The sequence below is a fragment of the Kosakonia sp. HypNH10 genome, assembly GCF_029850615.1.
GTDB classification, from domain to species: domain Bacteria; phylum Pseudomonadota; class Gammaproteobacteria; order Enterobacterales; family Enterobacteriaceae; genus Kosakonia; species Kosakonia cowanii.
Genome location: NZ_JAOTIU010000003.1, coordinates 44,785 through 69,461, shown reverse-complemented (window position 1 = coordinate 69,461; position 24,677 = coordinate 44,785). Strand labels below are relative to the sequence as shown.

Annotated in this window: 21 protein-coding genes; 1 reads left to right on the top strand and 20 read right to left on the bottom strand. The window is 57.6% G+C overall.

All coding sequences use genetic code 11. The annotated features are described in order from the left end of the window. Window positions 1–42: 42 nt before the first annotated feature. Window positions 43–1,776 carry an arginine--tRNA ligase gene (gene argS, locus N7V53_RS09735; protein ID WP_023480142.1) on the top strand — a complete coding sequence of 578 codons (1,734 nt, stop codon included), beginning with the start codon at window positions 43–45 and terminating at the stop codon, window positions 1,774–1,776. A 438-nt stretch (window positions 1,777–2,214) separates the two neighbouring features. Here the strand turns inward: argS and N7V53_RS09730 are convergent, their stop codons facing one another. The 20 genes from N7V53_RS09730 to flhC form a co-directional block, all read right to left on the bottom strand. Further along, window positions 2,215–3,354, bottom strand: coding sequence for a glycoside hydrolase family 105 protein (locus N7V53_RS09730; protein ID WP_279793223.1), 1,140 nt, complete (start codon window positions 3,352–3,354; stop codon window positions 2,215–2,217). 10 nt (window positions 3,355–3,364) lie between these two features. Next, a complete protein-coding gene (locus N7V53_RS09725; RefSeq protein ID WP_279793222.1) occupies window positions 3,365–4,939 on the bottom strand; it encodes an MFS transporter in 1,575 nt (524 codons plus the stop codon). A 291-nt stretch (window positions 4,940–5,230) separates the two neighbouring features. After that, the gene (locus tag N7V53_RS09720) at window positions 5,231–5,644 is read right to left on the bottom strand and encodes a flagellar protein FlhE (RefSeq protein WP_023480170.1); all 414 of its coding nucleotides are present in this window, start codon (window positions 5,642–5,644) and stop codon (window positions 5,231–5,233) included. Next, window positions 5,644–7,722 (bottom strand): flagellar biosynthesis protein FlhA, encoded by a 2,079-nt coding sequence (gene flhA, locus N7V53_RS09715; protein ID WP_124968037.1) that lies wholly within the window; start codon window positions 7,720–7,722, stop codon window positions 5,644–5,646. The genes N7V53_RS09720 and flhA overlap by 1 nt, the downstream gene beginning before the upstream one ends. Continuing rightward, the gene (gene flhB / locus N7V53_RS09710) at window positions 7,715–8,866 is read right to left on the bottom strand and encodes a flagellar biosynthesis protein FlhB (protein ID WP_124968036.1); all 1,152 of its coding nucleotides are present in this window, start codon (window positions 8,864–8,866) and stop codon (window positions 7,715–7,717) included. The genes flhA and flhB overlap by 8 nt, the downstream gene beginning before the upstream one ends. 208 nt (window positions 8,867–9,074) lie before the next feature. Then, window positions 9,075–9,719, bottom strand: a complete 645-nt coding sequence (gene cheZ, locus N7V53_RS09705) for a protein phosphatase CheZ (RefSeq protein WP_054803260.1) — start codon at window positions 9,717–9,719, stop codon at window positions 9,075–9,077. Between the two features lie 11 nt (window positions 9,720–9,730). Next, window positions 9,731–10,120 carry a chemotaxis response regulator CheY gene (gene cheY, locus N7V53_RS09700; RefSeq protein WP_023480048.1) on the bottom strand — a complete coding sequence of 130 codons (390 nt, stop codon included), beginning with the start codon at window positions 10,118–10,120 and terminating at the stop codon, window positions 9,731–9,733. 16 nt (window positions 10,121–10,136) lie between these two features. Continuing rightward, a complete protein-coding gene (locus N7V53_RS09695) occupies window positions 10,137–11,186 on the bottom strand; it encodes a chemotaxis response regulator protein-glutamate methylesterase (protein WP_023480154.1) in 1,050 nt (349 codons plus the stop codon). Further along, window positions 11,183–12,052: a protein-glutamate O-methyltransferase CheR gene (gene cheR / locus N7V53_RS09690; protein ID WP_023480021.1), complete on the bottom strand. Its 870-nt coding sequence runs from the start codon at window positions 12,050–12,052 to the stop codon at window positions 11,183–11,185. The genes N7V53_RS09695 and cheR overlap by 4 nt, the downstream gene beginning before the upstream one ends. A gap of 125 nt (window positions 12,053–12,177) precedes the next feature. Then, on the bottom strand, window positions 12,178–13,839 hold the full coding sequence (tar, locus tag N7V53_RS09685) for a methyl-accepting chemotaxis protein II (protein WP_023480126.1): 1,662 nt from the start codon (window positions 13,837–13,839) through the stop codon (window positions 12,178–12,180). A 90-nt stretch (window positions 13,840–13,929) separates the two neighbouring features. Next, window positions 13,930–14,892: a spore coat U domain-containing protein gene (locus tag N7V53_RS09680; protein WP_279793220.1), complete on the bottom strand. Its 963-nt coding sequence runs from the start codon at window positions 14,890–14,892 to the stop codon at window positions 13,930–13,932. Continuing rightward, window positions 14,892–17,285 carry a fimbria/pilus outer membrane usher protein gene (locus N7V53_RS09675; RefSeq protein WP_279793219.1) on the bottom strand — a complete coding sequence of 798 codons (2,394 nt, stop codon included), beginning with the start codon at window positions 17,283–17,285 and terminating at the stop codon, window positions 14,892–14,894. Before N7V53_RS09675 ends, N7V53_RS09680 begins: the two co-directional genes overlap by 1 nt. After that, window positions 17,261–18,025 carry a molecular chaperone gene (locus N7V53_RS09670; protein WP_279793218.1) on the bottom strand — a complete coding sequence of 255 codons (765 nt, stop codon included), beginning with the start codon at window positions 18,023–18,025 and terminating at the stop codon, window positions 17,261–17,263. Before N7V53_RS09670 ends, N7V53_RS09675 begins: the two co-directional genes overlap by 25 nt. 13 nt (window positions 18,026–18,038) lie before the next feature. After that, on the bottom strand, window positions 18,039–18,512 hold the full coding sequence (locus N7V53_RS09665) for a spore coat U domain-containing protein (RefSeq protein WP_050019360.1): 474 nt from the start codon (window positions 18,510–18,512) through the stop codon (window positions 18,039–18,041). Window positions 18,513–18,603: 91 nt separating this feature from the next. Then, complete coding sequence (locus tag N7V53_RS09660; RefSeq protein ID WP_094420761.1) at window positions 18,604–19,173, bottom strand: spore coat protein U domain-containing protein; 570 nt, start codon at window positions 19,171–19,173, stop codon at window positions 18,604–18,606. A gap of 382 nt (window positions 19,174–19,555) precedes the next feature. After that, window positions 19,556–20,059, bottom strand: coding sequence for a chemotaxis protein CheW (cheW, locus tag N7V53_RS09655; protein WP_023480148.1), 504 nt, complete (start codon window positions 20,057–20,059; stop codon window positions 19,556–19,558). Window positions 20,060–20,081: 22 nt separating this feature from the next. Beyond that, window positions 20,082–22,115: a chemotaxis protein CheA gene (gene cheA / locus N7V53_RS09650; RefSeq protein ID WP_235180450.1), complete on the bottom strand. Its 2,034-nt coding sequence runs from the start codon at window positions 22,113–22,115 to the stop codon at window positions 20,082–20,084. A 10-nt stretch (window positions 22,116–22,125) separates the two neighbouring features. After that, entirely contained in the window at window positions 22,126–23,085 is a 960-nt protein-coding gene (motB, locus tag N7V53_RS09645) for a flagellar motor protein MotB (RefSeq protein ID WP_023480067.1), read from the bottom strand. Further along, window positions 23,082–23,969: a flagellar motor stator protein MotA gene (motA, locus tag N7V53_RS09640; RefSeq protein WP_034813190.1), complete on the bottom strand. Its 888-nt coding sequence runs from the start codon at window positions 23,967–23,969 to the stop codon at window positions 23,082–23,084. The genes motB and motA overlap by 4 nt, the downstream gene beginning before the upstream one ends. A 127-nt stretch (window positions 23,970–24,096) precedes the next feature. Further along, on the bottom strand, window positions 24,097–24,675 hold the full coding sequence (gene flhC, locus N7V53_RS09635) for a flagellar transcriptional regulator FlhC (protein WP_279793216.1): 579 nt from the start codon (window positions 24,673–24,675) through the stop codon (window positions 24,097–24,099). Window positions 24,676–24,677 lie beyond the last annotated feature (2 nt).

Here is a 24,677-nt window from a genome sequence, read left to right as displayed (position 1 = left end):
ACGCCGCCCTCTTTCGCGGCGTCGCAAATGTAAGGTATCCCGGTGAATATTCAGGCACTTCTCTCAGAAAAAGTCAGTCAGGCCATGATTGCGGCAGGCGCCCCCGCAGAGTGCGAAGCGCAGGTGCGGCAGTCAGCAAAAGTTCAGTTTGGCGACTATCAGGCTAACGGCGTGATGGCAGTTGCAAAAAAACTGGGTATGGCCCCGCGACAACTCGCTGAGCAAGTTCTGACTCACCTCTCTCTTGATGGCATTGCTCATAAAGTTGAGATTGCCGGTCCTGGTTTTATCAATATCTTCCTCGCGCCGGAGTTTCTCGCTGAAAACGTTGATCAGGCGCTGAAATCCGATCGCCTTGGCGTCAGTGTTCCGCAGCCGCAAACCATTGTCGTGGACTACTCCGCGCCGAACGTGGCGAAAGAGATGCACGTTGGCCACCTGCGCTCCACCATCATCGGCGACGCCGCGGTGCGCACTCTTGAGTTCCTCGGTCACAATGTGATCCGTGCAAACCATGTCGGCGACTGGGGCACCCAGTTCGGCATGCTGATCGCCTTCCTCGAGCTTAAGCAGCAAGAGAACGCTGGCGAAATGGCGCTGGCGGACCTGGAAGGTTTCTACCGCGAAGCGAAAAAGCACTACGACGAAGATGCCGCCTTTGCCGAGCGCGCGCGCAGCTACGTGGTTAAGCTGCAGGGTGGCGATGAGTATTGCCGCGAAATGTGGCGCAAGCTGGTCGATATCACCATGAGCCAGAACCAGCAGGCCTATGAGCGCCTGAACGTTACCCTGACGCGCAAAGACGTGATGGGTGAAAGCCTCTACAACCCGATGCTGCCGGGTATCGTCGCCGATCTGAAAGCCAAAGGGCTGGCGGTCGAGAGCGAAGGTGCTACCGTGGTCTTCCTCGACGAATACAAAAACAAAGAGGGCGAACCGATGGGCGTCATCATCCAGAAGAAGGATGGCGGCTACCTCTACACCACCACGGATATCGCCTGCGCCAAGTACCGTTATGAAACCCTGCATGCCGATCGCGTGCTCTACTACATCGACTCTCGTCAGCACCAGCATCTGATGCAGGCATGGACCATCGTGCGTAAAGCGGGCTATGTGCCGGAGTCGGTGCCGCTGGAGCACCACATGTTCGGCATGATGCTGGGCAAAGATGGCAAGCCGTTTAAAACCCGCGCGGGCGGGACGGTGAAACTCTCCGATCTGCTGGATGAAGCGCTGGAGCGTGCCCGTCGCCTGGTGGCGGAGAAGAACCCGGAAATGCCGGCGGACGAGCTGGAGAAGCTGGCGAATGCGGTCGGTATTGGCGCGGTGAAATATGCCGATCTGTCGAAAAACCGCACCACCGATTACGTCTTCGACTGGGACAATATGCTGGCGTTTGAGGGTAACACCGCGCCGTATATGCAGTACGCCTACACCCGCGTGCTGTCGGTGTTCCGCAAAGCGGGCATTGAAGAGCAGGTGCTGGAAAACGCGCAGGTGGCGATCCGCGAAGAGCGTGAAGCGCAGCTGGCCGCGCGTCTGCTGCAGTTTGAAGAGACCCTGAGCGTGGTTGCCCGTGAAGGTACGCCGCACGTGATGTGCGCTTATCTCTACGATGTCGCTGGTCTCTTCTCCGGCTTTTACGAGCACTGCCCGATCCTCACCGCTGAAAGCGATGAGATCCGCCTGAGCCGCCTGAAGCTGGCGCTGCTGACGTCGAAAACCCTGAAGCTGGGTCTGGAGACGCTGGGCATCGAAACCGTCGAGCGTATGTAATTGCCATGCCGTTGCCTGATGGCGCTTCGCTTATCAGGCCTACGGTTTACCCGGCCAATATGAATGCGTAGGCCGGATAAGGCTTTAGCCGCCATCCGGCAGGGTGTTACGTCCGGTTCAGGCATAAAAATCATTGCCTGATGGCGCTTCGCTTATCAGGCCTACGGTTTACCCGGCCAATATGAACGCGTAGGCCGGATAAGGCTTTAGCCGCCATCCGGCAGGGTGTTACGTCCGGTTCAGGCATAAAAATCATTGCCTGATGGCGCTTCGCTTATCAGGCCTACGGTTTACCCAGCCAATATGAACGCGTAGGCCGGATAAGGCTTTAGCCGCCATCCGGCATCAGGTTGCGCAGAGTGGCTGGTGATGGATAACATCTCCAACACTATCCCAATAAAAAACCCCGGCTCGCCGGGGTTTTTCTTTTCATCGTACTCAAAAATATTTGCGCAGATACTCGGTCAAACAGAGCATCGCCATCGCCTGACCGTAGGGCATGGAGGTTAACGGGATCTGGCGATAAAACTCGAGATTGCTGCCCATTCCGGTACCGAATGAGACCTGCAACAGCTCCCCTTCCGGTGAGATATTTTCAACAATCGCTTTCACCGCCCGCTCGGCGACCGGCGCGTAATCGGCGCTGATATACCGCTTGCGCAGCGCCTTCAATATTCCGTAGGCAAACCCGGCGGTGGCGGAGGCTTCCAGATAAGAGTCGGGATCGTCCAGCAGCGTATGCCACAGCCCGCTCTGATGCTGACATTTTGCCAGCGCCGCAACCTGCGCATTCAACACCTGCACCAGATAACGCCGCACCGCGTTATTCTCTGGCAGATCCACCAGCTCGAGAAAATCAGGGATGACGATTGTCAGCCAGCTGTTGCCACGCGCCCAGCGCGCTTTCGCGAAGTTGTGCATCCCCTCGTAGTTCCAGCCGTGGAACCACAGCCCGGTTTCGCGATCCATCAGATTCTGCACATGCAGCAGGAACTGGTAGATCGCCTCTTCCACATACTCGGGCTTGTTGAGCAATTTGCCGATTTTAGCCAGCGGCAGCACCGTCATCATCAGCGTGTCGTCCCACATCTGCTGGTGATTCTCTTCCGCTAGCGTGATGTGCTGCATGCCGCCGTGATCGGTGCGCGGCATCTCACTCATCGCCCACTCGGCCCAGCTCTCCAGCCAGGGAAGAAACGCCGGGTTGCGCGTCTCTTCATAGCGGTACGCCAGCGTCAAGAACGGCGCCATGGTATTGACGTTTTTGGTGGTTGCCCCCTCGGCAAAGCGATCGGCAAACCAGCTATCAATCACGCCAAGAATGTACTCATCGCCGGTCTGGCGATAATACTGATACATCCCATACAGCCCGACACCGTGCGTCCACTCCCATCCGGCCCAGCCTTTAGTGTCAATCACACGACCATCGTCGAGACGGAGTAAAAATTCGCCGCTATCATCGTGAATGTTGACGAGATTGTGCGTCACCTTGCGGATCAACGCTTTCAGTTCATCACGGGCGATAAAACGCTCTGGCTGACGCAGTAACGGGCTCTGTTTGACAGGCCAAACCTTCATAGTATTAACCTCAGTTATAAGTCGATTTCAGATGCGCCTCTTCCAGCGTGGGCGCAGCCGGTTTATTGCGATTCAGGAAACCAATGTTGTTATTGCCCCACAGGGACTCATACGGCATCCCCGCCAGCATCTCGACGGTTTCACGCGCCTCTGGCGTGATGTTCTCCGGCATCGCGCGACCGTTCTGGCGCATTTTTGCCGTCTCAGCACGCAGCACGCTGTGAGTTTTCAGGTTGAGCTTAAAGCGCAGCGAGACGAGGAAGCCGCAGCAGAGCACGGCGACGGTGCCGAAACACATGACCATCAAAATGGTGTGGCTCACTTCCGGCAGCTGGGTTTTCTGCCCGGAGACAAAACCGGAGGCCTGCATCACGATGCCGACCAGCATCACTGCACCCGCCTGAGACGCTTTGCGGGTCAGCGTCATGATCCCGGCAAAGATCCCCTCGCGGCGCTGGCCGGTGACCACTTCATCGATATCGGCGATATAGGTGTAGGTATTCCATGGCACATAGTTGATGCCGCCGCGTCCCAGACCCGCCACGGCAGACATCAGCAGTAGCAGCGAGTAGACATCGCTTAAGCCTGCGTAGTAGAGCACCGCGTAAGAGACGGCACTGAGGCCAAACAGCACCACCACCATGCGGTAGGAGGGTGCCGGTCCGAAGCGGATGCAGAGCGGGATCATGGCGATCACCGCGATGAACTGGAAAATCGCCATCGTGCCGAGCAGGTTCGAGGCTAATGACGCCTCCTGCATCAACACAAACACCACGTAGTAGGTGAAGACAGCGTTAAAGACATCCTGGGCGATATAACCGCCGAGATACATGCCAAGGTGCTGGCGGAAAATCTTAATACGCAGCGTCGAGCTCAGTTCCACCACCAGGCGGCGCAGGCTCTGCCCGAGCGTCAAACTCTTCTTCTCCTCTTCAGCGCGCAGCGCGGCTTCTGTCCACTCCTCGCGCGGACGCTCCCAGGTAAAGATCCAGACAAAGGTGAGCATAATGGCGCACAGCACCGAGAAGACCAGGCTGGCATAGAAGAAGGAGACGGCGTTGTCTTTACCAAAGTGCGTCAGCAGCACGCCCGGCAGGAACGAGGCGAGGATCGCCGACATCTGCGCCATAGAGATGCGCGCGCCGGAAAATTTGGTTTTCTGTTTGAAATCATCGGTCATCTCCGGCACCAGCGTCTCATACGGCACGAGGATCATGGTGTAGACCACGTCAAACAGCAGATAGGTGAGCAGGTAGTACCAGAAACTCATATCCCCTACCCACATGATTGAGTAACTAAATACGCAGGGAATACCGAGCAAAATAAAGAATTTACGCCGACCAAAGCGCTTGCCTAAGCGCGTCGAGCCAAAGTTATCGGTGAGGAAGCCCATCAGCGGGCTGACCACCGCATCCACCACCCTTGCGGCGGCAAAAATAAAGGTCGCTTCAATCGGCGTCAGGCCACAAAAGGTGGTGTAGAAGTAGAGTAACCATGCGGCGGTAAGCGCCGTCGTGCCTGCACCCAGAAAATCGCCTGACCCGTAGGCCAGGTAATTAGCCAGTCCAATTTTTTGTGTTTTCATTGCCGTCAACCCTGTTCATTTTGGGGGACCTTTGACGATCCGGCTGAGTCAAAGGAATTTCTTACACGGCTAAAGTAAGGGGATGCGCAAGGGGAAACCTTTCTGTTTCTGCCATCAACATGCGTCATCTGGCAAAAATGCAAAGAGTGCCAATACTCGCTTCACTGATTTATAAAACAGCGTTTCTTTTGCATCAAAAGGAGAGGTCAAAATTGCGGGGCGGATAGCAAAATCCCGCGCGAACGGCGGGATTATCGGTAAAAGATTGAGCTAACTGATTGAGTTTACAGCTCAGGGCTGCGCCGGAGGACGGCGATAGTTAACGATAACTTGGTTGCTGCGCACCGTCAGCGCGGGCCATAAGCGCCCACCGCCCGGCACTTCCCAGACATAGCGCAGCGGCTCCAGAGCCGGTACACCATTAAACGCGCGGGTGGTGCCGCTCTGGCCATCCAGCGCAACGCAGCGCGCCTGGGAACAGAGGCGCACAATCAGACCGGCGGGCGTCGGGCCATTCAGCTCGTAACGCCAGGAGACATCGGTCATCAGCCCGCTAACCGGCTCAGTCGGGCCGAGCTGCGATGAGGAGGCAACTACGCCACGGTTGGCGAGCGTGATGCCGATACTGCTCGCCTGCCAGGTCCCTTCGCCCATGGCGTGCGCCAGCATCGGCAGTGTCAAAAGCAGCAAAGCGAGCTTGCGCATTATTTGCCTCCGATGGTCGCGGTCATGCGAATGCTGCGGTTGTCGGACATCTCCATATTCGACAGCACCACCAGCTGTGGCAGGCTACGGCGCAGGAAGCGGGCCAGCAGCGGACGCAGCGCATGGTTGACCAGCAGCACCGGCGGCGCGCCGAGCATCTCCTGGCGGGAGAGCGCTTCCTGAGTCTGTTCCAGCAGACGATCCGCCAGACCCGGCTCAAGGCCGCCACCGCCCTGCAGGGCTTGTAACAACAGGCGCTCCAGCGGCGTATCAAGACCAATCACCTGCACTTCACCGGTACCCGGGAACCACTGCTGGGTAATGGCGCGGCCCAGTGCCACGCGCACCACGGCGGTGAGTTCGTGCGGATCGTTTTGCAGCGGTGCATGCTCGGCCAGCGTTTCCAGAATGGTGCGCATATCGCGGATCGGCACGCGCTCTGCCAGCAGGTTTTGCAGCACTTTATGCAGCGTCGTCAGCGTCACTACGCCCGGAACCAGATCTTCGGTCAGCTTCGGCATCTCCTGACTAACACGGTCAAGCAGCTGCTGCGCTTCCTGACGGCCAAACAGCTCAGGCGCGTACTGCCCAATCAGGTGGTTGAGGTGGGTCGCGACCACCGTACTCGCTTCGACTACGGTAAAGCCCTGGATCTGCGCCTGCTCTTTCAGGGCGCTCTCAATCCAGATTGCCGCCAGGCCAAAGGCCGGATCGACAGTCGCTTCGCCCGGCAGTGAACCTGCCGCTGTGCCAGGGTTAATCGCCAGCCAGCGCCCCGGATAGGCTTCGCCGCTGCCAATCTCTACCCCTTTCATCAGAATACGGTAGCGCGCGGGCGGCAGATCCATATTGTCGCGGATATGCACCACCGGCGGCAGGAAGCCCATATCCTGCGCAAATTTCTTACGAATACTGCGGATACGCCCGAGCAGTTCGCCATCCTGCTGGAAATCGACCATCGGGATCAGGCGATAGCCCACTTCCATCCCGAGGTTATCTTCCAGCTGCACATCGCTCCAGGTGGCTTCCACCGCCTGGGTGTTCTCCGGCAATTTCACCGGCGCGGCGTCCAGCGGCGCTTTCTGCTCTTTGCCACGCAGCCACCAGGCAAGCCCCAGCAGCGCGGCGGTAAAGAGTAAGAAGACGAAGTTTGGCATGCCCGGCACCATACCGAGCAGACCGAGTACGCCGGCGCTCAGCATCATGACGCGCGGGTTGCTGAAGAGCTGGCCGACCATCTGCTGGCCAACGTCCTGATCGGTACTCACGCGGGTCACGATAACGCCCGCAGCGGTAGAGATCACCAGCGCCGGGATCTGCGCAACCAGGCCATCACCGATAGTCAGCAGGGTATAAGTTGACCCCGCATCGCCCATCGACATGCCGTGCTGAATCACACCGACCATCAGGCCGCCGATGACGTTGATCACCATGATCAAAATCCCGGCGACGGCATCACCACGTACGAATTTACTCGCACCGTCCATGGAGCCGTAGAAATCCGCCTCCTGGGTCACTTCGCTACGACGACGCTTGGCCTCATCTTCGCCGATAATCCCGGCGTTAAGGTCAGCATCGATTGCCATCTGTTTACCCGGCATCCCGTCAAGTACGAAACGCGCGCCCACTTCGGCGATACGCCCCGCACCCTTGGTGATAACCATAAAGTTGATGATCACGAGGATGATAAAGACCACGATACCGATGGCGAAGTTACCGCCGACGAGGAAGTGGCCGAACGCTTCCACCACCCGACCTGCCGCCGCGCCACCGGTATGCCCTTCCATCAGGATGATACGGGTAGAGGCGACGTTCAGTGCCAGACGCAAAAGCGTAGTAAAGAGCAGAATGGTCGGGAACGCGGCGAATTCGAGGGTGCGCTGGGTGAACATCGCCACCAGCAGCACCATGATCGACAGCGCAATGTTAAAGGTAAACAGCAGGTCGAGGACAAACGCTGGCAGAGGCAGCACCATCATCGACAAAATAAGCAAAATGAGCACCGGCCCGGCGAGCACTTGCCACTGGGTCGATTTCCAATTGTTCGGCAGACGCAGCATTGCCACCAGATTAGCCATCAGTGTCCTTCTCTTTCAAAAAGTCCAGCGCCTCTGGCACCGGGAGATTCTCAGGTTTAACAGGTCGTTGCCCGCCGGACAGACGCCAGCGTTTCAACTGCCATACCCACGCCAGCACTTCGGCAACTGCCGCATAGAGCTGGCCCGGGATTTGCTGACCAATTTCAGCGTGACGATAGAGCGCACGCGCCAGCGGCGGTGCTTCGAGGATCGGCACGCGGTTTTCAGTGCCAATCTCACGAATACGCAGCGCCACAGCACCCGCGCCTTTGGCGACCACTTTCGGCGCGCTCATTTTGTTCTCGTCATACTGCAACGCCACGGAGTAGTGCGTCGGGTTAGTGACAATCACATCCGCTTTTGGCACGTCCGCCATCATGCGACGGCGGGCGGCGGAGCGCTGCATCTGGCGAATACGCCCCTTCACATGCGGGTCGCCTTCGCTCTGTTTAAATTCGTCACGAATATCCTGGCGTGACATACGTAATTTTTTCAGGTGGCTGTAGATCTGCCAGAAAACGTCGAAGCCGACCATCGGGATGATGCTCAGCGAAACCAGCAGCGCGCACAGCCCGGCAAGATTCATGGCGCTGGCCATCGCCGTCATCGGCGATTCGCTCATCAGGCGCATCATTTCTGGCCAGTGCTGCCAGAGAAACAGCCCGGCCACCCCGCCCATCAGCAGGGCTTTCATCAACGCTTTAACCAGCTCTGCGCCAACCTGAGCAGAAAAGAGACGACCAATGCCGCTAATCGGGTTGAGCTTGGAGAACTTAAACGCCAGCGTTTTGGTGCTGAATACCAGCCCGCCAAGCATTACCGGTGCGACCAGCGCGATAATCACCACGCCAACCAGCAGCGGCAACATGCCGATCAGCGCCGTCTTCAGCATGATGATGATTTGGCCGAGGATCAGGTTCTGGTCGCTAATAATCTTGTGATCGAAACGTAGCCCGGATGAGAGCACCGATGAGAGACGATGACCAAACGAGGCGCCGCCAAACCAGAGAATACAGACGCCGACCAGCATAATGAGCACCGAGGTCAGCTCTTTGGATCGGGGGATCTGCCCCTCTTCACGCGCTTTTTGCAATCGTTGCGCGGTGGGCGATTCTGTTTTGTCGTCGTTATCTTCAGAGGCCACGTTCAACGTCCGGGGTTACAGGTGTGACGTCATATTGCCAGAGTCAAGCGGGTCTAATGGGCGGAGTAAGGCATAAAAAGAGGGGGTTTTCGCCTTTTGGGCAGGAATGATTCACGCGCAGGCCACGTAAAGGGGGGGAAATACATCGATTTTGAAAAAGCGGGAAGGCTCTCCCCTTCCCGCTTTTAAAGCCCTGGCTGATGCGAAATCAGAAGCCGAGGCTGTCCAGCAGATCGTCCACCTGATCCTGGCTTGCCACAACACCCGCTTTTGTTACGTCGAGTTGTGGGCCATTGAGCAGGCTGTCGTTTTCACGTTTCGGACGCGCGGACTGCTCCGGCATGTTCTCCAGCAGCACCATCAACAGCTGGCGCTCAATCTCCTGGATAACATCCATCATGCGCTTGATTACCTGACCGGTCAGGTCCTGGAAATCCTGCGCCATCATGATGTCGAGCAGTTGGGCGTTGGTAAAGCTGGTGTGACCCGGTACTTCTGCGAGGAACTGACGCGTGTCAGTAACCAGTTCACGGGCATCCGTCAGCTCGATGGGGTTTTCAAACCACTCATCCCAACGTTTGGTCAGCGCTTTCGAGCCTTTTTCCATCTCATCCTGGTGCGGCTGTGAGGCTTCAACGCTGTTCAGCGCGCGCTCTGCCGCCTGGGCGGTCATCTGCACCACATAGTCGAGACGGTCACGGGCATCCGGAATCGCTTCCGCTGCTTCAGCAATCGCCTGGTCAAGACCCAGTTCGCGCAGGCTGTCGCGCAGCATACGCGTCAGGCTACCAATGCGGGCAATGATCTCGCTGGGTGAATGCTCTTCCGTGGGTTTAATTGAAGGTTGCATCATTTGTCCAGTCCTCACATGCCAAGTTTCTCGAAGATCTTGCCAAGCTTCTCTTCGAGGGTTGCCGCCGTGAACGGTTTCACGACATAGCCGCTTGCACCCGCCTGCGCTGCAGCAATGATGTTCTCTTTTTTCGCTTCGGCCGTGACCATCAGCACCGGCATTGAGGCCATGTTGCTGTCAGCACGAATGGTTTTAAGCAGTTCCAGACCGTCCATGTTTGGCATGTTCCAGTCAGAGATGACGAAACCAAAACCACCGGCCTGGAGTTTATTGAGCGCATCAACGCCGTCTTCAGCTTCTTCGACGTTGTTGAATCCCAGCTCTTTTAACAGGTTGCGCACAATTCGACGCATAGTGGAAAAGTCGTCCACAACCAGAAATCTGAGCTCTTTGTCCGCCATATAACTTCACTCCTCGTTAAATACGTATTGCCTGTCCGGCACTGATTTTCGCCAGCATCTGCTGGCTTACCTGGCTAAGATCGACCACTTCGCTGACGCCACCCATATTGATGGCCTCACGCGGCATGCCGAACACCACACAACTTGCTTCGTTCTGTGCGATGGTCCAGGCGCCCGCCTGGTGCATCGCTAACATCCCGGCGGCACCATCGTTGCCCATGCCCGTGAGAATAACCCCCACGGCGTTGCGCCCCGCATGTTTCGCCACCGAATGAAACAACACATCTACCGATGGCCGGTGCCGGTTTACCGGCGGGCCATCGTGGATCTTAATCTGGTAGTTGGCTCCGCTGCGGGCCAGCTCCATATGCTTATCACCGGGCGCAATATACGCGTGCCCTGGCAATACACGTTCACCGTCTTCTGCCTCTTTCACGCTGATCTGACAGAGCTTATTCAGGCGTTCAGCGAACGAGCGGGTAAAGCCCGGCGGCATGTGCTGCGTAATCAGAATACCCGGACTTGAGAGCGGCAATGGCTGGAGTACATGGCGAATTGCCTCTGTTCCGCCCGTTGACGCGCCAATCACCAACAATTTTTCCGAGCTAAGCAGCGGACCGGCTTTTAACGTTGCCGGTGCCGGCATCGGTTTGTGCGCCGCGATACGGGCGCGCGATGCGGTGCGTACTTTCTCAGCGATCATTTCGCTGTAGGCCAGCATGCCTTCGCGAATGCCGATTTGCGGTTTGGTGACGAAATCAATCGCCCCCAGCTCCAGCGCGCGCAGCGTCACTTCTGAACCTTTACCGGTCAGCGAGGAGACCATCACCACCGGCATCGGACGCAGACGCATCAGTTTTTCAAGAAAATCCAGCCCATCCATGCGCGGCATTTCCACGTCCAGGGTTAAAACATCCGGATTGAATTTCTTAATCAAATCCCTCGCCACTAGCGGATCCGGCGCGGTTGCCACCATCTCCATATCGCTGTGGCTATTGATAATTTCGGTCATGATTTGCCGCATCAATGCGGAATCATCGACGGACAACACCCTGATTTTACTCATGCTTTATCCTTACTCAGCGCATAAACTGTTTGCCCACGCAGGCTAAACTCGCGCACGAGGTTGCTGAAATTCTCCGAATGCCCGGCAAACAGTAATCCGTCCGGTTTAAGCAGCGGAGCGAAACGATGCAGAATGTCCTGTTGCGTCGTTTTATCAAAATAAATCATCACGTTACGGCAGAAGATCGCGTCAAACGGTCCCGGAACGTTGTACTGCTTATCCAGCAGGTTGAGGGTGGTGAACTCAACATAGTTCGCCAGCTCCTGGCGTACACGCACCAGACCCGCGTGTGGCCCGGTGCCACGCATAAAGTAGCGCTGCATCTGCTGCGGCGAGAGGGTCTTAAGCTCATCGAGCCGGTAGATCCCGCTGCGTGCTTTCTCCAGCACTTCGGTGTCGATATCGCTGGCAAAGACTTTGAAGCGGCCAGGCGCCATGCCCAGCGCATCGGCGAGAGTAATCGCCAACGAATAGGGCTCTTCACCGGTCGAGGCCGCCGCACTCCAGATGCGATACTCACCGGTACGCTTACGCGCATGCTCGGCCAGCACCGGAAAGTGGTGCGCTTCGCGGAAAAACGCGGTGAGGTTGGTGGTCAGCGAGTTGATAAACGCTTGCCACTCGGCGCTGTTCTGGTTCGCTTCCAGCATGCTCAGATAGCGGCCAAAATCATCTAACCCCAGCGTGCGCAAGCGGCGAACGAGGCGGTTGTAGACCATGTCGCGTTTATGATCGGCAAGGACGATCCCGGCGCGCTGGTAAATCAATTGGCATATCCGACGGAAATGCGCATCGGAGAGCGCCAGGCGCTGGGTCATCTGCTGCAATATTGATGACGTTTGCCCGTTAGGGATAGATGTTGTCATAGCGCCTTCTCAACTCAGTTCAGGATGCAACGAGCACGGCTTTTGGCGGTGCCACTTTTGTGGTGTGACATATTTTTCATCTTTATTCTGTTACCGGGCGTGACCACCCGGCGTTGCAACCCTGCTTAAAACGTTTCCCAGTTCTCTTCTTTCCCGGCGGCAACAGCGCGGCTGCGTGCCGGAGCGAGCGTCGCACTCATCGCCGGTTGCAGTGCGGCCTGCGCTTTGCCCACTGTCGCGGTCAGACGGAAGGCGGAGACGGCTTGCGTCAGTCGGCTCGCCTGCTCCTCCAGCGCCGCCGCCGCGGCAGCGGACTGCTGCACCAGCGAGGCGTTCTGCTGCGTCACGCGGTCCATCTCGGAGACGGCCAGCGCCACCTGATCGATACCGCGGCTCTGCTCATCGGAGGCGGAAGCAATCTCGCCCATGATGTCATTGACGCGCGTTACGGCGTTGACGATATCGAGCATCGTCTCCCCTGCACTTCCAACCAGTACAGAACCGGTATCGACACGGGAGACAGAATCTTCAATTAAAGATTTGATCTCTTTGGCGGCGTTCGCACTTCGGCTGGCCAGATTGCGCACTTCGCCCGCAACCACCGCAAAGCCGCGACCCTGCTCACCGGCGCGCGCTGCCTCCACCGCCGCGTTAAGGGCGAGGATGTTGGTCTGGAAGGCAATGCCGTCGATAACACTAATAATGTCGGCGATTTTCTGCGAACTGTTGGCGATCTCATGCATGGTTTTCACCACGCCGTCGACCACTTTGCCGCCGCGCTCGGCGGTTTCGGAGGCGCTCTGCGCCAGCAGCGAAGCCTGACGGGCGTTCTCGGCGTTCTGTTTCACCGTTGCGGTCAGCTCTTCCATGCTGGCAGCGGTTTGCTCCAGCGCAGAGGCCTGCTCTTCGGTACGCGAGGAGAGATCGTTGTTACCGGCGGCGATTTCGCTGGTGCCGGAGTAGATCGCATCCGACCCCTGACGCACGTTGGTGACGGTATCGATCAGCGCGGTCTGCATATGGTCCACGCTCTGCGCCAGCTCGGTCATCTCGCTGCGACCATCAATGCGCAGCGTGTGGGCAAGGTTACCGCCAGCAATTTCACGGATATGGGCAATCACCGAGGAGAGCGGCGAGAGCAGAATACGGCGGATGCCATACCAGACACCAGCCAGCACAATCACCAGCGCGAGGGCGAGGATCGCCATCTGCCATTTGGCGAAGTTGTAGTCGCTGACGCTCTGCTCCCAGGCATTGCGATAGAGGCTGTCACTCAGAGTGGCATAGTTGCTCATCGCCGCGCCGAGGGCGTTTTGCATCCCCTGGGTCGGCTGGGCGAGAAAGCTGTTCATATTGCCGCTTTCGAGGAACTGCACCAGCTCGCTCAGGGCGGCGTGGTAAGTCTGGTATTTCTCATCAAGGGCCTGACGCGCGCTATCCATCTCCGGCATCGTCGGCAGCTGGCGGAAGGCATCGTAATGTTTGGCAGCATCGGCAAGCGACGCTTTTGCGCTGTTAAGCAGGTCGGTTTTGGCGCTGCTCTGCTGGTTGTTCGGGTCGAGCAACATCCGCGCGGAGGAGCGGCTCAGGTTGATACGCGTTTGCAGCATCAGCTCCCAGGCTTTGCCCAGTTCTGTTTGTTGCATACGCAGATCGTTGGAGACCGCAAAACTTTGCTGGTTCTGTTTAAGCGACGAAAAAAAGAGTCCGCCAGAGACGAGCTGTAACAGGGCAAAGACCACCAGCACACTCATAAGCAGAGTAACGACGCGGATACGGTTCAACATGCAACAAACACCTTATTGATGAGTTATTAACGGTGTTATCGGCATCCGGCCTGGGAACTTTACATTTGCGAAAAGGAAATAAATTTGCGCTTAAAACACAATATCCACCGTTAAGGTATCGCTGTAGGTTCCGCCAGGCGGCGTGGTCTGCGTGGTCAGCACCTGCGCGGTGTAGTTGTAGGTGCGCAGCAGCCCATCGGCGCTCATCTGCGATGAAGCATCGCTGGCCCAGCGCTCGGCGCCGATACTGCCCCAGCGGCTGGTGGTGCCGGCTTTATAAATCTCATAACTGAGACGATTAGTGCCGCTCGCCATATTACGCACGCTGCCGTTGGCGTAGAGACCGTTATTAATTCCGACAGTGTAACTGCTCCCTTTGGTGCAAGTAATGGAGACAGATTGCGAAACGGTTTGGAAATTTCGCACCAGCGGCGCGCTGCCGAAATTGACGTTCGGCGCGCTGATGGTGGTGCAATCATTAGTGATGGTGCCGGTTAGTTGCAGGCTGGTGACCGCGGTGCCCCGCTGCGAGGATAAGCAGATACCGACCGCGCCCGCAGAACAGACGTTATACGCGACGCTGAAGTTAAGCGTCACCTGGTAAGGCCCGGCGCTGACATGCTGCCCCGGCACGGTAAGAAAGTAGAGCGGTAAGTTGTAGGTGCGCGAGCCGAGCAGTTCGAGCAGCGCGGCACCGCTCCAGGTGTAGCTATTGCCACCGATGGTCATCTCACTGTTGTTTGCGCAGTTGGCCTGGCCGCAGAGCCGCACCGGAATGGTATCAGTGATCGCGGCGTTATCACTGCGCTTCATTGCCGCCCGGTTAGTTGCCGTCACCGTCGCCCCCGTCAGGGTTAAGGTGACGGAGTCATTGGTCAGCAGGTTCAGTATCGCATCGCAGCGCACCAGCAATCTGCCGGTCGTGGTTTGTGCCCCGGCGTTGAGGACAAAGGATGTGACGGTACCGAACGCGCCATTGACGGTGCTGACCGTACAGGCCGACCAGGCCGGGGCCGCGCAGAGCAGCAGAAACAGGAAAAGTAGCCGACGCATTATGGATTCCTCTGACAGGTAAGCGGCCCGTAGGTCTGCAATTTATGTTCGGGGTTGGCGCTAAGGGTGAACTCGGTTTTACACTCTCCCCCTTCCGGCAGGCGGATAAGCAGCGGGTTGACGTTCTCAAGGTTCTCCAGCCAGGCGATACCGTCATACCCCACCACCGCGGGCGCTTTACCGCTGCGCTCCACCTGGCTGCCGACCGGGATCGCCAGCCCCTGCTCATCATGAAGGATGACGCTGGCGACGCGCTCCTGCACCATCGGGAACTCAATCAGGTAACCGCTCTGGCGGCGTAGCGCGATTTTGCGCTCCGTATTCTTAAGCTGGGTATCGGCGGGAAGATTGAGAGTGTTGATGCTGTAACTCGCCGGATAGTAAGCCGACACGCCGCTCACCAGCAGGTAGCCATTCTTATCCGTTTCGCCTACCGGCTGGTTTTCATAGTTAACCGGTACGCCTGCATGGCCGCCGGTGCTGATCACCGCGAAGGCATCGTTGATACGGTTAGCGGCAAACAGCTGACCGTCCATCAGCACCACCGCGCCAATCGTTTCACCCCACCAGGTCATCTTGCCGCGCTCGCCATAGCCACCGCCCTGCAATTCGACGTTGTTATTGCGCCAGCCAAGCGTGCCCTGCTGGTAACTTCTCGCCTGCGACTGGTGCGCCAGCGACATATTCCAGCTCAGGCCGCCATCGGTGGGCATCGCATGGCTGTAGTTCACGCGCTGCGTGGAGCCGGCATCCGGGGTTCTCTCCATACTGAAGGCGGCGCTGTCACGCTCGCCAATCGGGATCTGCACCGAGAGACCAAAGGTCCAGTCGCCGCGCTGGTTATCGCGGCTGGCGGCGAGGTTCATACTGCTGGAGCCCCACAGATTGCGGCTCCAGGAGAAGTTCAGCAGTTCGGTTTTCTGATTGTCAAAACTGCGCACGCCGATCCACGCCGCGCCAATGTTGCCATAATCGCCCATGTTGAAAGAGAGCGAGTACTGGTCGGTATTGCGGCTGTAGCTGGCGACCGGCCAGCGCCCGTTCTGGCGCATATCGTCGTAGCTGGCGCGCTGGTCGTAGAGCGCAAGGTTGCCAAATTCACGGTTGCGGCGGCTGTGCTGAGTGTTGATGCTAAACAGGCTGGTGTTGTATTGGTAACCCCAGTTGAGCTGGTTGCCTGCATCGCCGAACATGCGGCTCTCGGTCCAGGCACCGTTCATCACGCCGAGACGCCCCAGGCGCACAACCGCGCCCGCGCCGCCGAGCGTCAGCGATTGTGCCCCTTCAGCGTGCCCCTCCAGCGTTAACCAGTCCGTGATGCCATGGCGGTATGAGCCGCTGCCCACCAGCGGGCCGTAATCAAAATTTTCAATGCCGTAGTTGCGCCGTAACGAACCGATGGTGATCGCCCCGTCGCTCAGCCCTGGCTTTAACAGCTCGCTGGCGACATAAAAGGGCAGCGTGGTGCTGACGCGCCGCCCGAGGGCATCGGTAGTGACCAGCACCGCATCCCCCGCGCCGTTGATATAGGGCATGTTGGTGAGGGTAAACGGCCCCGGCTGGAGCTGCCGGTTACCGGCGCGGTAGCCGTTAATAAAAAGGTCAACCGAGGTGGGCACCGCCGCTTCGCCGGAGAAAGAGGGCAGCGGCCAGGTGACGAGATCCGGACGTAATGTGAAGTCGCGCCCGTAACGGATCCCGCCGACGCGCACGCTGCTGCTCCAGCTGAGGGCTTCCGAGATCACATCCCCCACTTCCCACTGCGTGGCATCCTCTTCGTTATTAAACATCAGCGAAGTGTCATAGCGCATATAGCCCTCCCGCTGACGCAGGGAGCCGCTTAGCGTCTGGCGCAGCGCGCCGGTGGAGGAGAAAACCGCATTGCCGGTAAAGAAGCGGAACTCATTCCATAACGCGGCCTGGCTGCCAATATGTTCAGTCGTGCTGGTATAAAGGTCGTAGTTGAGCACCGCGCCGCGGCCATATTTTGGCTCGCTGCGTCGGCCACCTTCATTGAATGAGGTATAACGCGCCGGAACCCACTCCTGCGGGACAAACAGCAGCAGGCGCTGCCCGGCGCTGTCATACTCGACGCGCACGTTGGGCAGTGCAGAAACATTCACCTCACCTTCGGGCAGATGATCCGGCGGCAGCCCGGCGTGGAGCAGATCGGCACGCTTAAGAAAAAAATCGTTGAGCCGCCGCGTTACCGGCACCACTTGCTGGGTATCGTAATAGTTGATCACCAGCGCAAGGTGAAACTCCGCCTGCTGGTTGATGCTCTGCGCATCCGGCGGCGGGGGTAAACCATCATCTCCCGGCTGACCCCAGGCGGCTGCGCCGGGTAACATTATTGCGGCTGCAATAATCAGTTTCCTGCTGACGGCTGCCATTGCTCATCCCGTGCGTTAATCGATGCTTCCAGCGCCGATGGATTGCTCACTCCGGCGGGCAGAGGCCAGCGCCGGGCACTGTGCGGCAGCACATAGCCTAATAGCCCGTCGGCGACCTGCCGCATCTGCCCCCCCTGGCGCACGCGCACTTTGCTCAGCCGGACGTGGATATCATCATCATTGCGCACTTCCAGCTGTGCCTGCCCCCCTTCACGAACCACGCGCCAGTGTAGTTTTGCCGGTTGCACAAAGGCGTGGTGCGCCCCTTCGGCCTCCGTCTTAACGCCCTGCCCGTAAACAAACAGCGGAATGGAGTAACGCATCTGTAGCTTGAGGCCAATCTTCGGTTTGTTCGGATCGTCCGGCTGCGGGATCTCATCGACAATAATGCGGTAAGCCTGCTCTTTACCGGCCGGGATCGCGGCCTGCTTAATCAGGCGGATCAGCTGTTTGCTGTCGGGTGCGATCTGCACAATTGGTGGGCTGGCGACCACGTCGCCCTGCTGCTGGTAACGCTCAAGCCCGCCCTCCTGCGTCCAGCGGACAATACGCACCTGCATAGTGGTGGGGGTTTCACCCTGATTCTGGATCCACAACTCGGTGGCGTTAGTGGTTGCATCCAGCCAGGGATCGATTGGCCAGATCAGAATTGTGGCCGCGGCCTGCGCGTTTCCCGCTGCAAGGGTCAACGCCCCCGCCAGCATACATCCTGCCGCGCGGCGGCCCAGGTTGACATTCATTCCCTCTCCCTTATCACCATGACAATGTCACGGTGAGTTGATCGCTGTAGGTTCCCGCCGGGCTGAAGCCGGTGAGCTGCGCTGCGCCAAAGATGGCGAGCGAAATGTTATTGCTATCGGTGATAGTGACCGGAACCGGCTGGTTGACGCCGATTTCCGTATTAGGTGCCAGCGTGCTGCTGGTGTAGAGGCGGTATGGCACCCGCTCTACGCCGCCGCTGCGCTGCATATTGCGCACCGTCGAATAGTAGTTGCCGCCGCTGATACTCATACTGAGCGCCACGCCGGGCGTGCAGCCCAGTGAGAGGGAGGCATTAGGGACAAAGGCGCTGGTCACCTGCCCTTTTTCAACGCCCGAGCGGGTGCCAAAATTGAGCGTGCCGAGCGCCGCGCCGCTGCCGGTGACCACGGCGCAACCTGGCGTAATCGTTGCGCCAACGGTAAAAGTCTGCGTGGTGACCGCCAGCGCAGCCGGTTGCGCCAGCATAGCCAGCACCACTCCTCCTGATAATGCGCGCAGCACTGCCCGGCCACCCTGCCGGGCGGCTCGCACGCTCTCCCTTTTCATTGGCGGAGGACTAGTACGTGACGCTCACGTTGATCACGTCGGTGTAGGTACCCGGCACCACGGTGACGCTGTTGCCGCCGCCGGTGATACGGCCGTAAAGGGTGTAGTTATCAACGCCGCCGGACGTAGAGGCGCGAGGAATATTGGTGTTGTTGGCAATAACGTTACTGAAGCCGCTATCACTGTAGAGGCTGTATGCCACGCCGCGGGTGGTATCGGCGGTATTCACCAGATAACGGGCCGGTGTGCCCGGTGTACCGACGACGTTACCCGGCGCGGTGGAGTTAGTGTTGCCGGTGACCTGCACGGTGTAGTCGGTGGTGGTGCACTGCACCGTGAAGCTGTTGCCGCCGTTGGCGCCGGTCAGCTGTGTGGTGAGCTGGGAGAAGGTTGCCGGGTGGGTACCAAAATCGAGGGTACCGAAGTTGATACCGTTCTGGCTCGGCGAGCCGTTAATCAGACACCCATTCGTGAGGGTCAATGTTGCGCCAATCGTCCCGCTACTGGTGACCGCCCAGGCACTTTGTCCGGCCACCATTAACGCGCCGCCAGCCAGTACATAAAGAAGTTTTCTGTTCATGTGTCATCTCCAGCGATCCCGCGCGCGCCACATTGCCCAATCAATGAGGCGGCCGGAAAAGAGTCAATAAAATCAGTCGTAAAAAGCGGTTTAACTGAAATTTAGATGAGGCGCTGAAAACCAACCACTTTATCCGGGCGATAAAATGTAACGGACAGGTAAGCATTTTTAATGAATTGCATCAGAGGGTTAATGGCAAAACCGAGGTAAAAGTGCTGAAAATGTAACAAATATATGTCTGAATTTGTGATAAATATCACCATATATGATATCACCGCAAAATCATGCAGTTAGGAAGGTTGAATAGTCACTTAAGGGTAACTGAAGTGGCGAGCGCAGAAGGAAGAAACGGGCGGGTGAAGGGCTTCACCCGCCGGGTGCGTTACGCGACGTGGGTCGCCGCGATGTCCAGCAGCGCCATCTCGTCGCTGTTGAGCAGTTTTTCGATGTTTACCAGAATCAGCATACGGTCGCCGAGCGCGCCGAGGCCGGTCAGGTATTCGGTCGACAGGGTCACGGCGAATTCCGGTGCCGGGCGGATCTGGTCAGAGGCGAGCGACAGTACGTCGGAAACGCCGTCAACCACGATACCGACCACACGCTGACCAAGATTCAGCACGATCACCACGGTGTTTTCGTTATATTCCACTTCGCCCTGGCTGAACTTCACGCGCAGGTCGACGATGGGCACGATCACGCCGCGCAGGTTGGTGACGCCCTTGATGAAATCAGGGGTGTTGGCGATGCGGGTAACCTGATCATAGCCACGAATCTCCTGCACTTTGAGAATATCGATGCCGTACTCTTCATCGCCCAAAGTGAAGACCAGGAACTCCTGACCTGATGGCTCGCCCGCCAGTTTTGCTACATTACTCATACCGGTCATGTTTTATACCTTCTTAACTAAATCAGGCGGCTGTGTGCGCCATACGATGTTCACGATTCAATCCCTGCAGCGCTGAGACGTCCACAATCAGCGCGACGCTACCATCACCAAGGATGGTGGCGGCAGAAATCCCCGGCACTTTGCGATAGTTGCTCTCCAGGTTTTTCACCACCACCTGGTGCTGACCAATCAGCTGATCGACCAGCAGCGCATAGCGACGACCTGCGCTCTGCAGAATGACAACAATTCCCTGCGTGGCTTCGGTTTTTGCCCCGGCCACGTCAAACACTTTCCACAACTCAACCAGCGGCAGGTATTCGCCACGTACTTCCAGTACGCGCTCGCCGCCCGCCAGCGGATGCAGATCTTCTTCGCGCGGCTGCAACGACTCCATGACGGCGTTGAGCGGCAGGATAAAGACTTCGTTATTCACTTTCACTGACATGCCGTCGAGGATCGCCAGCGTCAGCGGCAGCAGGATACGGATAGTGGTACCGGTGCCCTGCTTCGATTTGATCTCAACGTGGCCGCCCATCTCCTGGATGTTACGTTTCACCACGTCCATGCCCACGCCGCGGCCGGAGACGTCTGTCACCTGCTCTGCGGTGGAGAAGCCCGGAGCAAAGATCAGCATGCCAACTTCTTCATCGGTCATGCTTTCGCTCACGGCCATGCCCTGAGAAAGCGCTTTGGCAAGGATACGGTCGCGGTTAAGGCCAGCACCATCATCGGTCACTTCGATGCAGATGTTGCCGCCCTGATGTTCTGCGGAGAGGATCAGGTTACCAATCGGCGATTTACCCGCTTCAACGCGTTTTTCCGGCGTTTCGATACCGTGGTCGAGGCTGTTACGCACCAGGTGCGTTAACGGATCGATAATACGTTCGATCAGGCTCTTATCGAGTTCGGTCGAGCTACCCTGCAGGGTCAGTTCTACCTGTTTATCCAGCTTGGTGGCCAGGTCGCGTACCAGACGCGGGAAGCGGCTGAAGACATACTCCATCGGCATCATACGAATCGACATTACCGACTCTTGCAGATCGCGGGCGTTACGCTGCAGCTGGCTCATGCTGGTGATCAGGTCGCCATGGGTCACCGGATCCAGCTCGTTGGAGCGCTGGGCCAGCATTGACTGGGTGATCACCAGTTCGCCGACCAGGTTAATCAGCTGGTCAACCTTCTCTACCGCTACGCGGATGCTGGTGGACTCACTGGCGGCGCGCGCCGGTTTTTCACGACCAGCAGGCTGCGGCTCTTTGGCAACGGCTTTCAGCGCTGGTGCGGCAGCTGCCTGAACGGCAGGAACAGCGGCTTCGGCCTCTTCTTCTGGCGCAGCGTCGGCAACCGTGTCAACGGCAGCTGGCGCAGCGGCTTTCTCAAAGGCGATCTGATCCGCTTCGATAACAAAGCAGAGCACCGCAATAATGTCATCTTCACCGAGACCGCCATCGATGGTGGCGCTCAGGCTATTACTGCCTTTGACCACATCGCTCAGCGTACCGAGGTTACCCAACTCCTCTTCCAGCAGGGCAACTTCGCTCTCCTTCAGGCGCGAAAGCACGACGCGCAGTTTGCCGTCGTTCGCCGCAGCCGGGGCAGCGTCGACAGCCTGCGCGGTGCTTTCAACAACAGAGAGCTTCGCGCTGCCGGCAGCCGGAGCGGCTTCGCCTTTCGCTTCCAGCGCCAGCTGGCGCAGAGCGTTGCAGATATATTCGAAGCTGGCAGCATCCGGCTCTTGCGAGCTTTTATAGGCGTCGAGCTGTTCTTGCATAATATCTTTGGTTTCCAAAAACAGGTTGATAATGTCGGTGTTGAGCTGCATTTCGCCACGCCGTGCCTCATCCAGCAGGTTCTCCATCAGGTGCGTGGTTTCCTGCAGAATGGTAAAGCCAAACGTTCCCGCACCACCTTTAATAGAGTGAGCGGCGCGGAAGATGGCGTTGAGCTGTTCTGAATCAGGTGCTTCCGGCACCAGGTCCAATAAATGTTGTTCCATATCGGCCAACAGTTCGTCGGCCTCATCAAAGAATGTCTGGTAAAAATCACTAATATCCATGCTCACGCTATCACCTCGGATTGGCTTGTGGCGATGTGGGAACTGCTACCGGAGACGCAGGGGCTGGCGCGGGGGCTGCCGGCTCTGCGGGCTCAGGCTGTGTAATGGCGCTTATTGGCGCACTTTGACTCTCGGCGTTCTCATGCAGAATGGCCGCTTCTGCCTGTTTGTTGAGCACCAAAAGACTTATTCGGCGGTTGATGGCTTCATCAGGTCCGCGGTTGACCAGGCGCATGGTGGCGGCCATGCCGACAACACGCATTACCTTGCCATCATCCAGCCCACCGGCAACCAGCTCGCGGCGCGATGAGTTTGCACGATCGGCTGAGAGCTCCCAGTTGCTGTACCCTTTGTCGCCGTTGGCGTACGGGGCATCATCGGTATGGCCGGAAAGACTCACTTTATTCGGGATGCCGTTAAGCACCGGGGCAATCGCCCGTAAAATATCGCGCATGTAAGGCTCGACTTCGGCACTGCCGGTTTTAAACATCGGCCGGTTCTGGCTGTCGATAATCTGGATGCGCAGCCCTTCCTGTACCAGATCGATCTTCAGGTGCGGGCGCAGTGCGCGCAGCTTCGGATCCGCTTCGATCAGCTGGTCCAGATCGCCGCGCAGTTTGCTCAGGCGCGACTGCTCCATGCGGCGTTTCAAATCATCAATATTCGGCTGTTTTTGCACTTCGCCTTGTTGCTGTGTGTAGTCATCGCCACCGCCCGGAATGGGGCTGTCGCTATTGGAAATACGCGGCCCACCGGTGACCGCTGTTGCCAGCGGCGTGCGGAAATATTCCGCAATCTGAATCAACTCTTTCGGGCTGGAGATGGAGATCAGCCACATGACCAGGAAGAACGCCATCATCGCCGTCATAAAGTCGGCATAGGCGATTTTCCACGAGCCATGACCGCCGCCACCATGGCCTTTATGTTTTTTTCGTTTAACTACGACGATAGGATGGGCCTGATTTTTCATGCGTCCTCGGTTGTCGTCTGTTGGTTAGGGTTGCGGACAGCACGTACGTGCTCATCCAGCTCGACAAACGATGGACGCTCGCTTGAGTAAAGCGTTTTACGACCAAACTCGACCGCGATTGGCGGTGCATAACCGTTCAGGTTCGACAGCAGCGTGATCTTGACGCACTGCATCATCTTGGCGGTTTCCGCACTTTTCTGGCGCAGCACGCTTGCCAGCGGCGAGATAAAACCGTACGCCAGCAGGATGCCGAGGAACGTCCCCACCATCGCGTGGGCAATCAGTGCGCCCAGCTCTGCCGCCGGACGATCCGCCGAGGCGAGTGCGTGAACCACACCCATTACCGCCGCAACGATACCGAATGCCGGAAGCGAATCGCCAATCGCCGCAAGGGCGTTGGCAGGTACTTCAGCCTCGCTCTCGTGGGTCTCGATTTCCTCATCCATCAGCGCTTCGATCTCGAAGGTGTTCATGTTGCCGCTGATGATGAGACGCAGATAATCGACAATAAACTCCAGCATGGTGGCATCAGCCAGAATGCGCGGGTAGCTGGCGAAAATCTCGCTCTCTTTCGGGTTCTCAATATCTCTTTCGAGGGAGAACATCCCCTGCTGACGTGATTTCGCCATCAGGCGATAGAGCAGCGCCAGCAGGTCCATATACATACTTTTGGTGTACTTAGAGCGGCGAAACAGCAGCGGCAACGCTTTCATTGTGCCTTTGATGGCTTTGCCGTTGTTGCCCACAATGAATGCACCCACACCCGCCCCGCCGATAATAATCAGTTCAGAGGGTTGATACAGTGCCCCAAGGTGACCGCCGGTCATCATATAACCGCCTAAGACTGCACCAACTACTATCAGGTAACCTATTACGATAAGCACGACATCATCCTTCTGCTAATGACTAAGGCTTAAGAGAAACATTTCGGAGGGTTTTCACGAACGGCGGGCAAAAAAAAGCAGCGGCATTAAAGCACCGCTGCTGGAGTTTTGATTCCACCTTATTCGGTTAAACAGCCTGATCGATCTGTTCTTCCAGCAGTTGTGGAATAATATCGGCAGCTTCCGGCGAAAGTTTACGTCTTTTTACCGCGCGGGACGGCGGCTGGCATAAACTGCAGGCAAAGCTACCAACAGGCTGATGAGCATGGGTAACAAAGTTACCGCTGCAGCAGTTACAGCGCGACAACTCCAGCATTCCGCTTTCCATGAAACGGACCAGCGTCCAGGCGCGAGTCAGCGCCAGCAGCGGGCCTTCATCAGAATGAGGGCACTGTTCGAGGTAGAGTCGGTAAGCTTTAATGACTGCGTCAACGCCGCTGCACAGACCGGTTTTTAACAAAAACTGCCAGGCGTTGCAGAACATCGACGCGTGGATGTTTTGTTCCCAGGTCATAAACCAGTCGGTGGAGAATGGCAGCATGCCTTTTGGCGGCGGGCTACCACGCAACTCTTTATAGAGTTTGATAAGACGACCGCGGCTAAGCTGCGTCTCACTCTCCAGCATCTGTAAACGCGCACCCAGCGTAATCAGTTCCATTGCTAACTGAATGTCGCGTGCTTCCTGAACAATGCTTTTCTCACTCATAG